The sequence below is a fragment of the Pseudalkalibacillus hwajinpoensis genome, assembly GCF_015234585.1.
Taxonomy (GTDB): Bacteria; Bacillota; Bacilli; order Bacillales; family Guptibacillaceae; genus Guptibacillus; species Guptibacillus hwajinpoensis_B.
Map to the genome: position 1 here is coordinate 1,322,897 of NZ_JADFCM010000008.1, position 13,541 is coordinate 1,336,437.

A 13,541-nucleotide genomic window follows, 5' to 3' on the forward strand; every position below is an offset into this window, starting at 1 on the left:
AGTGAAGCGCTTAGGAAGCTTAATTATCATAACAATCTTTATTAGTGTGTTAATAGGTGTATTTCTTCAGAAAACACCAGATTCTTTTTCCCAACCGCTGAAAAAATCTGAAGTTCCAGAGGAATATATCGACCTTTACAGAGAAGCTGGTGAAGAATACGACGTTCAATGGGAGCTTTTAGCAGCGGTACATCGCGTTGAAACAAAATTCTCGACGATGTCAACTTTAGAAAGCCCTAAGGGTGCCATCGGCCATTACCAGTTTATGCCGTTAACCTGGATTGGTTGGAGCTATGGGGGTAGTCGTCTTGGAGAACTGGATAAGGATGATCTAGTTGATATTACCAATTTAGATCTTATTCAAAAGTACGGTGGGTATGGGAAAGACGGGAATGGTGACGGTAAGGCAGATCCATATAATCTGACGGATGCTGCTTATACTGCCGCTAGCTACTTATCTGCTAATGGTGCAAGTGAGGGTAGACTGAAGAGTGCCTTATTCGCTTATAATCAGAGTGATGAGTATGTGGATGAGGTGCTTTCATTTTATAAAGAATACAGAGAAAATGTTTCTGTAGTGAAGTTAGATCCTTAATTCAATGTAATGGTACAGCGCTGTTACATATGATAAAATCACGATTAGAAGGGGGCGATTGCATGAAGATTGTTTCAATCGAACCGACACCAAGTCCAAATTCGATGAAAATTAACTTAAGTGAAGAGCTAGAAGCTGGAGACACAAGGCAGTATAAGCCTGATACTGACATATCTAATGCTCCAGATTATATTCAAAAATTAATGGCCGTTCCCGGTGTGAAAGGTCTTTATCATGTGATGGATTTTATCGCGCTAGAACGGAATGCCAAATATTCATGGGAAGAGATCCTTCCAAAAGCTCGTGAGGCATTCGGAGAGATTAATGAAGAATCCGTCGCGACAAATCAGTCGTCGATAGAAGACTTTGGAGAAGTGAATGTGTTTATTCAAATGTTTCGCGGTATTCCAATGCAGGTGAAGCTTGTAGAAGGTGAGACTGAGCATCGTTTTGGTTTGCCTGACCGATTTATGGAAGCTGCTATGAAAGCCTCTTCAGCTTCTGAAAACATGGTAATGGAACGTGAATGGAAAGAACAAAGTCCACGGTACGGATCACCTGAAGAAGTTGGACAAGAAGTTACCGAAGAAATAGCGGCGACGTATAGTGAAGAGCGTCTTTCGGATCTTGTTACTGCAGCATTCTCAGATCAAAATGCTTCTTTACCAAAGCAAGAGAAAAAGGTCGTTACATTAGAAATGCTAGACGACTCAGATTGGAAAGTAAGATACGCAGCACTTGATCGCATGGATCCAGAAATGACTGATTTGCCGGTACTGGAGAAGGCGCTACACGATGAAAAAGCCTCTGTACGCCGCCTGGCGGTAGTTTACCTTGGTATGATTGAATCAAAGGATGTTCTTCCGCTTCTTTATAAAGCTTTGCGTGATAAATCTGTTACGGTTAGGCGGACAGCCGGCGACTGCATGTCAGATTTAGGTCATGTTGAAGCCATTCCTGAAATGATAGAATCGTTGCAAGATCGAAATAAGCTTGTTCGTTGGAGGGCCGCTATGTTTCTATATGAAGTTGGCGATGAAACGGCGATTCCAGCACTTGAGCAAGCAATGGACGATCCAGAATTTGAAGTGAAGATGCAGGCGGGTATGGCATTAGAACGGATAAAAGGCGGAGAAGAAGCTAAAGGCTCTGTCTGGCATCAAATGACTCAAGCAAGAAAATCGAATTAACGGAGGTATAGGATATGAATCCATACGAAGAATATATGCGCCAGATGGCACAGCCAATGCGAGATGAGTTAACATCAGCTGGTTTTGAAGAGTTAACGACTGAGGAAGAAGTATCCAGCTTTATTACAGAAAAAAAGGGAACATCACTTGTTTTCATTAATTCTGTTTGCGGATGTGCAGCAGGTCTTGCTCGACCAGCTGCTCGCGAAGCGATTGAACATGACAAAAAACCTGAGCATCTTGTGACGGTTTTTGCAGGACAAGATCGTGAAGCAACAGGTAAAATGCGTGAATATTTGGAAGGGTATGAGCCGTCATCACCTTCTATCGCTCTCTTAAAAGACGGCCAGGTGCTTCATTTCATTCCTAGAGAAGAAATCGAAGATCATGAAGTGGAAGAAATCGTTGCGAATTTGACAGGAGCTTTTGAACAATATTGTTAAAGACAAACTCCACTCACTCGAGTGGAGTTTTGTCTCTACTTAATGGGAGGGAATTGAGAATGGATCACATATTTGAACTACAAGGAAGCTGGAAGGGTGGACTTTCTGGAGAAGGTAAGATTCAGACTGAAAACCTAACGACAGAAGTATCGATCCCTACGTCGATGGGCGGCGGAGAGAAAGGAACAAATCCTGATGAGTTGCTGTTAAGTTCATCAGCCGCTTGTTATTTCATGACCATTGGACTTTATTTGGAGCGTAATCACATTCCTTTCGAAGATGTTAAAATTTCCTCTAAGCTAAAAGTAAGTGGTAACGGAAAGCTGCACGTAGAGTCAATTCACCATTACCCAGTCATCTATCTTGCGGAAGAGCCGGATGAAGAAATGACAGAGCGTATTCATTCCATTGCTCACCGTGCAGAAGAGGGATGTATGATTACAAGAGCGATTAAAGGAAACGTTAATGTAGTTGTAGAACCAGCTATTAAAAAAGTGTGAGGTTTTTCACTGTCATAAACTTTTTACTGTAGTATGCTAACAATGTCGTCTGTTTTGGGCATGCTCATCTTAGGAGAAAACGGTCAATCTATCGAATGAGCTAACGGAACTTATGTGAAAATGGAAAGCACACTCTTTGCATTTCTTGAGAATTTTATTATAATAATATTTTGGAACGGAAGAGTGACTGGCCACACGGTAACAGTGAAATAAAGGAGATAGAAGTATGAATAAAGACTATCGCGTATTATTGTTTTATAAATATGTACAAATTGATCAACCGGAAGAATATGTAGAAGAGCATCTTGCCTTCTGTAAGGAGCACAACCTGAAGGGAAGAATTCTAATCGCGGAAGAGGGCATTAATGGCACTCTTTCTGGAACAGTAGAAGAAACGCAGCAATATATGGATATGATGCATGCGGATGAGCGCTTTGCTGATCTGTTCTTTAAAATTGATGAAGCGACTGAACATCCATTTAAAAAAATGCACGTTCGCTTTAGATCAGAGCTAGTGACACTTCGACTTGATGATGATCATAATCCAAATGAAGTTGGCGGAAAGCACTTGAAGCCAGCAGAGTGGCGCGAAGCGATGCAGCAGGATGATGTGATTATTCTTGATACCCGAAATGATTACGAGTATGATGTCGGTCATTTCCGTGGTGCCATTCGACCAGATATTAAGAATTTCCGAGATCTTCCTGAGTGGGTTCAAGAAAACCTTGCAGACCAAAAAGATAAGAAAATACTAACCTACTGCACAGGGGGGATTCGCTGTGAAAAGTTCACTGGCTGGATGGTTAAACAAGGTTTTGAAGATGTTAACCAGCTTGATGGTGGAATTGTTACTTATGGTCAGGATGAAGAGACGAAAGGTGAACTATGGGATGGACAGTGCTATGTGTTTGATGGCCGAATAACTGTTCCGATTAATCAAAAAGACCACACTGTGGTCGGTAAAGATTACTTTACTGGTGAACCTTGTGAACGCTATGTTAATTGTGCAAGGCCTGAATGTAATAAGCAAATTATTACATCTGAGGAGAACGAGCATAAATATTTACGAGGCTGTTCACATGAGTGTCGCACATCGCCACGTAATCGTTACGTAGCAGAGCACGGATTAACTCAAGAAGAAGTCGATGAGCGTTTGCAAAAACTTATGCAGGAGCATATCGGGCAAGAAGTATAATCCAAAAAGCTAGCTGTCCATTTGACAGCTAGCTTTTATTTGTCATATCTTATTTTGTTTACTTTAAGAAGGTGATCTACCTTGGAGAGAAGGTGCTTTTCAATTTTCTCCATGTATTCATGAAGCGCTAACTCCATCTGACAAAGAGCTTGAAACAAATCGCGATGACGTAATTCTTTGTTTTCTTGTGAAAGTGCGATATAGCCTGTAAGTAAATCTGGCAGTTCAGTTGAAAGCATCCTCTTCACAACATGCCGTTCTTCAAGGTCAAGCGGTTCAAGTTCGGGTGAGATTTGCTTGAATAATTGAATGAGTCTAACTGTTCTAGAATGAATAACCCCGTTAATTAACGAATGTGTCGAAATTCGTTCAAGCTGATTAATCTGTTCCTTCAAGAGGGGGTCAATCGCCTCTGTTTGTGATTGGGAAGCAATGGATCCTAGTAACGCTAGATCTAAAAGCTTCATTCGTTGAAAGATTCCTGTGAAAAATGGCGATCGTTTTATACTGCGTTTGATGATTCGACCTCGATCATTTATGAGAATCGTACCCTGTTTGCATTTACCTGCGTCTTTTTTCTCAATGATTTGTCGTTCCCATTGGATAAAAAACTTCTTAGGAGTTGAGGATCTGTTTTTTTGACTATCATACCCGGAGAAAAGAATGAGATTTCGTCTGATTTTTAAATAAATCGTAAAACCTCTCTCAGTACGCTTCCATTTTTGTGGCTTATTCTCCGAAGGATCGAGTTTATCTATAAATTCATCTAACAATTGTTCAGCATATGAAAGGAAGCTTGTGGTGCTCGCATCCTGAAGAAGTGATGCTTCCACCGTTTTAAATTGCGGTGGTAAAAGCTTTTCAAGCCACTGGGGTTCAGAAGAATCGAAAAGCCCCATGCCATTACCTCCTATCGTCAAAGTCGATCGGCTGCCTCAGAGAGCTGTTTCTGCCTCTCTGTTGAGCTATCTAATTTGGATTTCATTTCTTTATTTAATTGATCCATTTCTGTTATAAACTTCTTCCCACTATCGATAATACGTACGTTTGATTTTTCTGTTAAATCAATCGCTTCAAACACATCCTGATAAGCTTTGCGGAAGGATTCAATCGCTATTGCTGGCTTTTCAAGTGTTTTAACCGTTTCTTCTGTATTTTGTTTCAGCATCTCAGCATTTTTCAGAAGCATCGATTCGGTTGCCTGATTCACATTTTGTACAGCTGAAATCACTTTTTGTTGGTTTCCGAGAGCTAGCTGGATGGAAGCTGTTACGGTAATGATGTTTTTGGTCATAGTCACTGCATTAAAAATAGCTTCTTCTAGCTTTTCGTTGTTTTCCATGATCAAATCAACCGAGGCCATGGATTGTCTTAAGACCATGACAGCCTGTGACATATTTTTCACTCGGCTAACGACTTTTTGTTGAGCCTTTTGTAGGGGAAGAGGGTTCTCTTTCCATTCATCTTTAGCGGCTTCCTCGTCAAGCATCGTCATAAGCGTCTGACCTAGCTCCATCTGATCTTCCAGTCCGACAATGCGGTCTTTTGCTACATCCTTTAGTTCTTTTAACATGACATTATCTTCTTGTAGCTTATCTTTACCAGTTAAAAGTGATTCAACAATAACTTCTACTTGGGATTCGACCGTTTTGTATTTCTTCGCATATTGCTCGACTTCGTTTCGCCCCATTACTCGATTTAGCAGTTTATTGAATTTACTCTTTTGCAAATAAGAGGGCTCTAAGTCTGAGACATGCTCTCTGAGTTTGTGTAAGTTATCAGGTAAGTCGTTATTCGGTTGGTCAATCATTCCCTTTACAGGACGCTTCAATGCTTCAAGGGATTCCCCAGCGTTGCGCTGGGCATCTTCACCAAGTCCTGATAATGACTGGAGAATCTTATCTGTATCGTCTTCATGATAAAAGCTTTGAATGATCTCTTCAGCCTTTTCACGTTGTGAGTTGATTTTCTCAGGTTGATTACTCATATATGTCACTCCTTCAATTGAATGAATTCGTTAAATTATTCTTCTATCATTCTATACGAATAGATTTCGTGAAAAGTTTCAAAACACCTTCAGCAAAACAATTCCCTTTGAGTGAATCGAGCAAACTCACCTAACTGAAATAGTTGAAAGATGCAAAGTAGGGTGGTATGTTTTAAACGGAATTACTTGTAAATTAGTGATAGGAAGTGAACAAAATGAAAAAAGTCAAATTGTATACACAACCGGCGTGTCCACCATGTGAGTTTGTGAAAAATTATTTTCAAATGCATGAAGTTAAATATGAGCTACTAAACATAAAAGAAAACGTTGCTGCGCGCAATGAATTGATTCATGATCACGGTTCTATGTCTACCCCAACGATTGTCATCGACGGCGAAGTCATTATTGGATTTGAACAGGAGCGTATTGATGAACTTCTGAATATTTCATCATCTTGATGATAGATTAATGACTTTGGTGAAAGAGGGTGTCTTAGAATGATTGATAAATTTGTTCGAAATGAGCGTGATCATAAGCTGCTCGAATTAGCTAATAAACATCGAGCAGAACTTAAGGAGAGCGCCACACATATTGATCAGGAAGCGTATATTCCTGATTCCATTATAGCAAGTATGAAAGAATCAGGCTTTACTTCACTTACAATCCCAGAAGAGTTTGGAGGTGGTGGTCTTTCTCTCTATGAGCTTGTTCTTGTTCAGGAAGAGCTTGGTAAAGGAGAAGGGTCTGGTGCGCTATCACTCGGCTGGCATCTGGGAGTACTAAAAGATTTAAGCGATCGAAGGCCATGGAATCCTTCAACCTATGAAAGGCTTTGTCGTCATGTTGTGGATGGTACGCTCATAAATCGAGCTCAAACAGAAGAGGAGACAGGTGACCCAACTCGAGGTGGTATGCCTGCTACGATCGCAACTGCTGTCGAGGGAGGATATAAAATAACTGGTCGAAAAACATTTACAACATTAAGTCCTCACCTTAATCAAGTGATTGTCAAAGCAACGTGCGAAGGTGTCCCTACAGATTTCTTAGTGTCCATGAGTCAAGAAGGTGTTGAACTTGAGGGGACTTGGGATGTGCTAGGCATGAGAGGTACCCGTAGTGATGACCTTGTATTGACTGACGTATTTGTTCCTTCTAATGCGCTCCTTGAAACTTATGATAAAAATCGAAAAACAGCTTCATTACCCCCAGCCTGGTTGCTCCATATTCCCGCTGTATACATGGGGATAGCAGAGGCAGCACGGGAAGAGGCAGTTCAATTTGTGTCTTCTTACCAACCGAACACACTTGATGTGCCACTGAAAGATGTACCGCACATTCAAGATAAATTTGGACGAATCGGACTTTCATTAATGGCAGCACGTCATTTTCTATATTCGGTTGCAGAGAAGTGGGATCGTTACCCAGAAGAGCGGATGAACATGCAGGGACAGCTTTTCGCTGCCAAAACGCAAGCAATGAACGCTGCACTGGAAGTTGTTGATCTTTCAATGCGTATTGTAGGAGCGCGAAGCTTAATGAAGAAGAATCATCTGGAACGACTTTATCGAGACGTTAGAGCGGGGCTTCACAATCCTCCGAGTGATGAATTATCGTTACAAGTTCTTGCAATGAAGCAATTTCAAGACTAATTATCTTACTCCTTCCCTTTTGGAAGGAGTTTCTTTTTGTTCTCATATGTGGAAGACATCCCTGTGACTCCCTATTGAAAGGGACCTGTCCTTCCTCTATCCTTTATGGCGTGGCAAAAAGCTACTGAAAGGATGAGATATATGAACAAAACGATCATTGCTATGATGATGATGAGCCTCTTTTTTGCTCTGTTTTCTGCACAAACTCATCAGGTAGCGGCCGTATCATTGATGAAAGTAAAGCCTAAGATTGAGAATGAGATTAATGAAGAAGTTGTATTAAACGAAACTTTATCTGAACCAGAAACGAAACAGGAGGTTGCCTTATTGCTTAACCTTCCTGTAAAAAATATGAACGATGTTAAGAAAGTAACAAAGGATCAATTTACTGTATCGAACTATTCTGTAGAAGAAATTGAAATGTTGGCCAAATTGGTTAATGGAGAAGCAAGAGGTGAATCGTTTGAAGGGAAAGTAGCGGTAGCTGCTGTAACAGTCAATCGAACACTTTCTGCAAGATTTCCAAATAGCATTAAAGAAGTGATTTTTGAAAGTGGTGCTTATACTGCAGTATCTGACGGTCAATATGATCAAAAGCCAGGAGCAGAATCATATAAGGCTGTCTATGCGGCCCTTAGTGGTAGAGACCCAAGTTCAGGAGCTTTGTTTTATTACAATCCTGATATTGCAACAGACGATTGGATTCGTACAAGGCATATAATCAAAGAGATTGGAAAACATGTCTTCACAAGATAAAATCCTCCTGATAAAGGAGGATTTTATGATATCATCGACGTGTACACACAGTTAGATGAAGGAGTGAAGCGACTATGTCAGAGAAAAAAACGTTTCAGCCAGGAGAAATAGTAACGGCAGGTTATAAAACGGGGAGATATATTGGAGAAGTCGTCGATATGAAGTCCCCCAAAGCTGTGATTAAGGTTCTTGCTGTCATCAAGCATCCAACTCAGGGAGACCTTCATAATCCCAAGCAGCTCGATGTTCCTCTTTTTCACCAGCGAAAAGCGTTAGCACAATTCGAGAAAGCGCTCGTTCCAATGTCAGCCATTAACCATTACGAAGGAAATGTTCCTGATTATAACGATTCACTGAAGGAAGCGCTTGAAACACAATCCGCAGAGCTCAAGCACGAAGGCGGAAGATGGGCCGAAGCATCTCTTATCGAAATCGAAAAGCTTAAAGACGACTACTTCCCATCAAGGTAATCTTCTTTACATCAGACTTCGAATCCGGTAAGATATAGTATTGATTTAGGCTCTTGGTTTAGAGCTTGATTGAAGAAGACGTAAAGGGTGGTTTTTGATTTGCAATCAGAAGCTTCAGCATATCAAGTGCTGTTATATTATCAATATGTAGAAATAGAAGATCCGGATTATTTTGCTCGAAAGCATCTTAAGTATTGTCAATCACTCAATTTAAAAGGTCGAGTCCTTGTAGGCAAAGAGGGCATAAATGGAACGGTTTCAGGAACCGTTGAGGATACTGAGCGCTACATGGACGAACTAAAAGCAGATGAACGCTTTCGTGATATGGTTTTCAAAGTTGATGAAGCAGAAGGTCATGCTTTTAAAAAGATGCACGTACGTCCGCGCGAAGAAATCGTTTCACTAAAGCTTGAGGAAGATGTAAACCCGAAAGAAATAACCGGGAATTATCTTGAGCCAAAGGAATTTATGGAAGCATTAGAAGATGATGATGTAATTGTTATCGATGCACGAAATGATTATGAGTACGATATTGGTCATTTTCGCAATGCAATTCGTCCTGATATAAAGGCTTTTCGAGATCTTCCGAACTGGATTGAACAAAATCTTTCGGACCAAAAAGATAAGAAAGTATTAACTTATTGTACAGGTGGAATTCGCTGTGAGAAATTTTCTGGTTACTTAATGAAAAAAGGTTTTTCCGACGTTTCACAGCTTCATGGAGGAATTGTAACGTATGGTAAAGACCCGGAGGTACAAGGGAAATATTTTGATGGCAAGTGCTTTGTATTTGATGATCGTCTTGCTGTTAATGTAAACCGTACCGATGAAGATACAGTTGTAGGGAAATGCTACCATTGTGAGGAGCCAGCAGATACTTATATCAATTGTGCTAATGTACAGTGCGACAAGCTTCATATCGTCTGTGATTCTTGCAAAGAGGAGTATAACCATTATTGTTCTTCTGCATGTGAAGAAGAAGTTCGTATGATCCAATCGTAACGCAGCGGCTAACGCTGCGTTTTTTCTTACCGTGAAACAAGAGAGGGGGCGCGTGAAGATGTGCTTAATTGCTGTAGCTCAAAATGTTCATCCTACATACCCATTTATACTCGTAGCCAACCGAGATGAATTCTACGAGCGTCCAACAAAACCTGCGAACTATTGGGAAGATGTACCAGAACTACTTGCGGGGCGTGATTTAAAGGCTATGGGAACATGGCTAGGGGTTACAACAAACGGAAGAATTGCAGCCCTTACGAATTATCGAGAAGCGAATGAGCAGCCTAAAAGTCTATCAAGGGGTGATCTAACGGCCGATTACTTACGTGATCATCAATCCCCATTATCATACCTAGAAAAGGTTCGACAAAAGAAAGATCAGTACAATGGATTTAATTTAATCATAGGAGATTTTAAGAGCCTTTATTATTATTCAAATCGGCAGGATCAAATTTCAAAACTAGAGAACGGTGTTCACGCTGTAAGTAATCACTTACTGAATACGAGCTGGCCAAAGGTTGAGCAGCTTAAAGAAGAATTGAAACACTATTTAAGTGCAGAAAAGAACCTCGATCAGAATCGTCTTTTTGAAATGCTTTCTCATGCTGAGCCGGCACCTGATCATTTATTACCACAGACAGGCGTGCCGATCGAATGGGAAAGGATGCTTTCACCTGTTTTTATTAAGTCGGATCATTACGGAACGAGGGCGCAAACTGTTATTATGGTTTCACAAAATGGAGAAGTTACTTTCGTTGAGAGGTCAGGAGAAGATCAGGAAAATTATTACCAATTTAATCTTGATGAAGCATAATTGCGCTCTAAGTGAATAAATTATGTGTTACCTGTAACTTTTGCCGATAGATCGATGGTGAAAAAAGATTCGGGTTTAACAACAGAAAAATAGGGTACTGAGAATTATTACTTATGAGGAGGGGTTTTTTTGAAAAGAAAGCGTCACTATGTTGAAGATCAGCTTTTGCGGGAATCAACCGACATGAAAGAGTACCGAAAATATGATTCTGAAATGGTGACTAAAAAAAGACCAATACTCCGCCAAAATAAAAAGAAAAAACCACTTATTCAAACGCCAGTATAAGCAGGGGAGAGCGCTCCCTGCTTTTTTCTATGTCAAAAATTGAGTGCTTAACTATGGGGATTAATTTTTTTGTGAAAAAGGGTTGTGTTTTTTTCGGGTCGGTGATAAGATAAGTCTTGTCCTTGAAAAAACACAATAAAAAAAGTGTTGACGAGACAAAAGATGATATTGTATAATAATGAAGTCGCTGTTTAACGGAGGATTAGCTCAGCTGGGAGAGCATCTGCCTTACAAGCAGAGGGTCGGCGGTTCGAGCCCGTCATCCTCCACCATTTATTTTTGGTGATTTTCATTAAATTATGCCGGCCTAGCTCAATTGGTAGAGCAACTGACTTGTAATCAGTAGGTTGGGGGTTCAAGTCCTCTGGCCGGCACCACACATGCGGGTGTGGCGGAATTGGCAGACGCGCTAGACTTAGGATCTAGTGTCTTACGACGTGGGGGTTCAAGTCCCTTCACCCGCACCATAGAATATGCGCCCGTAGCTCAATTGGATAGAGCGTCTGACTACGGATCAGAAGGTTAGGGATTCGACTTCTCTCGGGCGCACCATATTGGGGCCTTAGCTCAGCTGGGAGAGCGCCTGCCTTGCACGCAGGAGGTCAGCGGTTCGATCCCGCTAGGCTCCACCATATATATTTTCATGTTTTCGGAGGAATACCCAAGTCTGGCTGAAGGGATCGGTCTTGAAAACCGACAGGGGCTTAGTCGCCCGCGGGGGTTCGAATCCCTCTTCCTCCTCCATATTTGCGGGTGTAGTTTAGTGGTAAAACCTCAGCCTTCCAAGCTGATGTCGTGGGTTCGATCCCCATCACCCGCTCCATTTTGTTGGCCCGTTGGTCAAGCGGTTAAGACACCGCCCTTTCACGGCGGTATCACGGGTTCGATTCCCGTACGGGTCACCAACTAAATTTTCATAAACTTTATTGGCTCAAGCATACTCAAAGAGGTGCTTTTTTTGTTGTTTTCAATTCGGTACGTCTTATCAGAATACAGCATACAGTGACTGTATAAGAGAGGGGATGGACCGAATGTATTATGAAGAACATGAGCATATTGCTTATCATTATGACAACACAGATGCCTATCGTCAGCAACCGGTAGCTCCAACATCGAGCCCACCAGCATCACCGCCTCCTAGACCACAGTCAGCACAAGCTGGAACATTTGCTGTAGATCCAGGATCCATTAGAAGGTGTATGTATCGGTTTACTTATATTTGGATGAGAGGCGGCAATTCATTTTGGTTTTGGCCAGTATATGTAGGGCGTACTTCTGTTTCGGGGTTTCGCTGGACCGGTAGAAGATGGGTGTATACAGGCATAAGTCTGAGAAGAATTGATATGTTTACTTGTTAATAGGTGGAGCGCTTACATGAAGCGCTCTTTTTTAAATGAAAAGCTTCGTTAGCTTATACTTTTGATTCTTGTTTTTTTGCTCGAAGCGATTGGTCATCCTAGAGCATAAATGACCCAAAAGTCAACAACGTTCGTTAACATAGCCAAATGAAAATTAATGAAAAATCGTCTAAACATCTGGCTTTTTTGAGAAGATCATGCGAGAATAATACTAACTATTGATCTTCGAAAGTCAGGTGCACATAATGAAATTCCCTCTTTGGATGAGAAAGTTATTTGTAGCATTTGTTGCTGTTATTACGCTTGGAACTGTGATTCCTACTGGATATCTAGCAGATGACAAAACAGAGGCATCAGAGAATTATCAAGAAGAAAACCATCTTCTTATTGAGCCGAGGGACGAGCCTGATAAGGCGATAGAACCTCTTGTTGATCAGTATGATTGGCCCATCATAGCTCAGGACGCTTCTTCTTCTGAACTACTGACGCATTTTGTAAGCTATGCAAGCAATCAATCCGAGCAACTCGGGCTAACAAAATTCGGTGAAACGATCTCAACTCGAGTCGGAAACGAGTATCGAGATGCAATTGTACCTAAAATGACAGAAGCGATCGCTACCTCAGTGGAAAATTTGGATGAGGATACGTTAAGGTCACTTCGTTTGACGGACAACCCTTCTGGTGGATACGGAGAACGTATTCTTCATGTGTATAATGAACAGAGCGGGGAAGACTTATTGCGTTTCCATGTGAGAAGAGATCACCCCCCACAAGATGGCTATTGGTTTAATTTTCATTACCATGAAGCGAATGATGATTTTGAAGAACATTATGAAGTAGGTAAGATTTATTGGGATAAAAACACTCCGCCTAAGTGGCTCTCGTAAGAGAGGTGCGCGGGGTGTTTTTGGTTGGAGATTAAGGGAGGATCACAACATAGATGGAACTTGTACAATGTATTAGAGATGTTTTCGAAGAAGAGCCTTTAACCGGCTCAGAGAGTGTATTGAATCGTAAATTATTTAAGGAAGGTCATTTCTATCCAGTTTATAAAGATGAGCATCATAGCTGGATTACGCTTGATGATGAAGGAGAGCAGCATATTATTGCTACCGGCATCTCCCTCAATGAAGACTTCTGGTTTACTTTTCGGTTTCGCATTGCATAATAAAAAGCCGCATAAAGCGGCTTTTACTTTTTTTTAGGGCGCGCATTTTGCGGGCCTCTTTTTTTATTCATAAGAAGAGCGTCTTCGCCTTCTTTTTCACCTTGCACACCGGCTTTCGGATCATACGCG

Annotated in this window: 17 protein-coding genes and 8 tRNA genes; 23 read left to right on the plus strand and 2 right to left on the minus strand. The window is 41.2% G+C overall.

All coding sequences use genetic code 11. The annotated features are described in order from the left end of the window. Window position 1 precedes the first annotated feature (1 nt). The 5 genes from IQ283_RS18520 (at window position 2) to IQ283_RS18540 (ending at window position 3,923) form a co-directional block, all read left to right on the plus strand. Window positions 2-595 (plus strand): lytic transglycosylase domain-containing protein, encoded by a 594-nt coding sequence (locus IQ283_RS18520; protein WP_194221559.1) that lies wholly within the window; start codon window positions 2-4, stop codon window positions 593-595. A gap of 62 nt (window positions 596-657) precedes the next feature. Further along, window positions 658-1,785 (plus strand): conserved virulence factor C family protein, encoded by a 1,128-nt coding sequence (locus IQ283_RS18525; RefSeq protein ID WP_194221560.1) that lies wholly within the window; start codon window positions 658-660, stop codon window positions 1,783-1,785. A 14-nt stretch (window positions 1,786-1,799) separates the two neighbouring features. Next, complete coding sequence (locus IQ283_RS18530) at window positions 1,800-2,228, plus strand: BrxA/BrxB family bacilliredoxin (protein WP_194221561.1); 429 nt, start codon at window positions 1,800-1,802, stop codon at window positions 2,226-2,228. Window positions 2,229-2,287: 59 nt separating this feature from the next. Next, entirely contained in the window at window positions 2,288-2,728 is a 441-nt protein-coding gene (locus IQ283_RS18535) for an OsmC family protein (RefSeq protein WP_194221562.1), read from the plus strand. 226 nt (window positions 2,729-2,954) lie between these two features. Continuing rightward, on the plus strand, window positions 2,955-3,923 hold the full coding sequence (locus IQ283_RS18540; RefSeq protein WP_194221563.1) for a rhodanese-related sulfurtransferase: 969 nt from the start codon (window positions 2,955-2,957) through the stop codon (window positions 3,921-3,923). 35 nt (window positions 3,924-3,958) lie between these two features. Here the strand turns inward: IQ283_RS18540 and IQ283_RS18545 are convergent, their stop codons facing one another. Continuing rightward, window positions 3,959-4,822 carry a hypothetical protein gene (locus tag IQ283_RS18545; RefSeq protein ID WP_194221564.1) on the minus strand — a complete coding sequence of 288 codons (864 nt, stop codon included), beginning with the start codon at window positions 4,820-4,822 and terminating at the stop codon, window positions 3,959-3,961. Between the two features lie 17 nt (window positions 4,823-4,839). Next, complete coding sequence (locus tag IQ283_RS18550) at window positions 4,840-5,910, minus strand: toxic anion resistance protein (protein WP_194221565.1); 1,071 nt, start codon at window positions 5,908-5,910, stop codon at window positions 4,840-4,842. A 215-nt stretch (window positions 5,911-6,125) separates the two neighbouring features. On the opposite strand from IQ283_RS18550, the gene IQ283_RS18555 reads away from it, so the two are divergent. The 18 genes from IQ283_RS18555 to IQ283_RS18640 all read left to right on the plus strand — a co-directional run bounded on the left by IQ283_RS18555 (window position 6,126) and on the right by IQ283_RS18640 (window position 13,412). Further along, a complete protein-coding gene (locus IQ283_RS18555; RefSeq protein WP_194221566.1) occupies window positions 6,126-6,368 on the plus strand; it encodes a glutaredoxin domain-containing protein in 243 nt (80 codons plus the stop codon). A gap of 39 nt (window positions 6,369-6,407) precedes the next feature. Further along, a complete protein-coding gene (locus IQ283_RS18560) occupies window positions 6,408-7,559 on the plus strand; it encodes an acyl-CoA dehydrogenase family protein (protein ID WP_194221567.1) in 1,152 nt (383 codons plus the stop codon). Between the two features lie 141 nt (window positions 7,560-7,700). Then, window positions 7,701-8,315 carry a cell wall hydrolase gene (locus IQ283_RS18565; protein WP_242057385.1) on the plus strand — a complete coding sequence of 205 codons (615 nt, stop codon included), beginning with the start codon at window positions 7,701-7,703 and terminating at the stop codon, window positions 8,313-8,315. Window positions 8,316-8,389: 74 nt separating this feature from the next. Continuing rightward, window positions 8,390-8,785: a kinase-associated lipoprotein B gene (locus tag IQ283_RS18570; RefSeq protein ID WP_194221569.1), complete on the plus strand. Its 396-nt coding sequence runs from the start codon at window positions 8,390-8,392 to the stop codon at window positions 8,783-8,785. A gap of 99 nt (window positions 8,786-8,884) precedes the next feature. Then, window positions 8,885-9,787: a rhodanese-related sulfurtransferase gene (locus IQ283_RS18575; protein ID WP_194221570.1), complete on the plus strand. Its 903-nt coding sequence runs from the start codon at window positions 8,885-8,887 to the stop codon at window positions 9,785-9,787. A 58-nt stretch (window positions 9,788-9,845) separates the two neighbouring features. Beyond that, on the plus strand, window positions 9,846-10,601 hold the full coding sequence (locus IQ283_RS18580; RefSeq protein WP_194221571.1) for an NRDE family protein: 756 nt from the start codon (window positions 9,846-9,848) through the stop codon (window positions 10,599-10,601). 129 nt (window positions 10,602-10,730) lie between these two features. After that, the gene (locus IQ283_RS18585; RefSeq protein WP_194221572.1) at window positions 10,731-10,886 is read left to right on the plus strand and encodes a hypothetical protein; all 156 of its coding nucleotides are present in this window, start codon (window positions 10,731-10,733) and stop codon (window positions 10,884-10,886) included. Window positions 10,887-11,082: 196 nt separating this feature from the next. After that, window positions 11,083-11,158 (plus strand) — tRNA-Val (locus IQ283_RS18590). Between the two features lie 29 nt (window positions 11,159-11,187). Next, window positions 11,188-11,263 (plus strand) — tRNA-Thr (locus IQ283_RS18595). A gap of 5 nt (window positions 11,264-11,268) precedes the next feature. Further along, a tRNA-Leu gene (locus tag IQ283_RS18600) sits at window positions 11,269-11,353 on the plus strand. Between the two features lie 8 nt (window positions 11,354-11,361). After that, window positions 11,362-11,438, plus strand: a tRNA-Arg gene (locus IQ283_RS18605). Window positions 11,439-11,442: 4 nt separating this feature from the next. Further along, a tRNA-Ala gene (locus IQ283_RS18610) sits at window positions 11,443-11,518 on the plus strand. A 19-nt stretch (window positions 11,519-11,537) separates the two neighbouring features. Continuing rightward, window positions 11,538-11,630: transfer RNA gene (locus tag IQ283_RS18615), tRNA-Ser, on the plus strand. Between the two features lie 5 nt (window positions 11,631-11,635). Beyond that, window positions 11,636-11,709 (plus strand) — tRNA-Gly (locus tag IQ283_RS18620). Between the two features lie 7 nt (window positions 11,710-11,716). Next, window positions 11,717-11,791 (plus strand) — tRNA-Glu (locus IQ283_RS18625). Window positions 11,792-11,917: 126 nt separating this feature from the next. Then, a complete protein-coding gene (locus tag IQ283_RS18630; protein WP_194221573.1) occupies window positions 11,918-12,244 on the plus strand; it encodes a transporter in 327 nt (108 codons plus the stop codon). A 245-nt stretch (window positions 12,245-12,489) separates the two neighbouring features. Beyond that, the gene (locus tag IQ283_RS18635; protein ID WP_206759489.1) at window positions 12,490-13,131 is read left to right on the plus strand and encodes a YpjP family protein; all 642 of its coding nucleotides are present in this window, start codon (window positions 12,490-12,492) and stop codon (window positions 13,129-13,131) included. A gap of 53 nt (window positions 13,132-13,184) precedes the next feature. Next, window positions 13,185-13,412: a hypothetical protein gene (locus IQ283_RS18640; RefSeq protein ID WP_194221575.1), complete on the plus strand. Its 228-nt coding sequence runs from the start codon at window positions 13,185-13,187 to the stop codon at window positions 13,410-13,412. The last annotated feature ends 129 nt before the right edge of the window (window positions 13,413-13,541 follow it).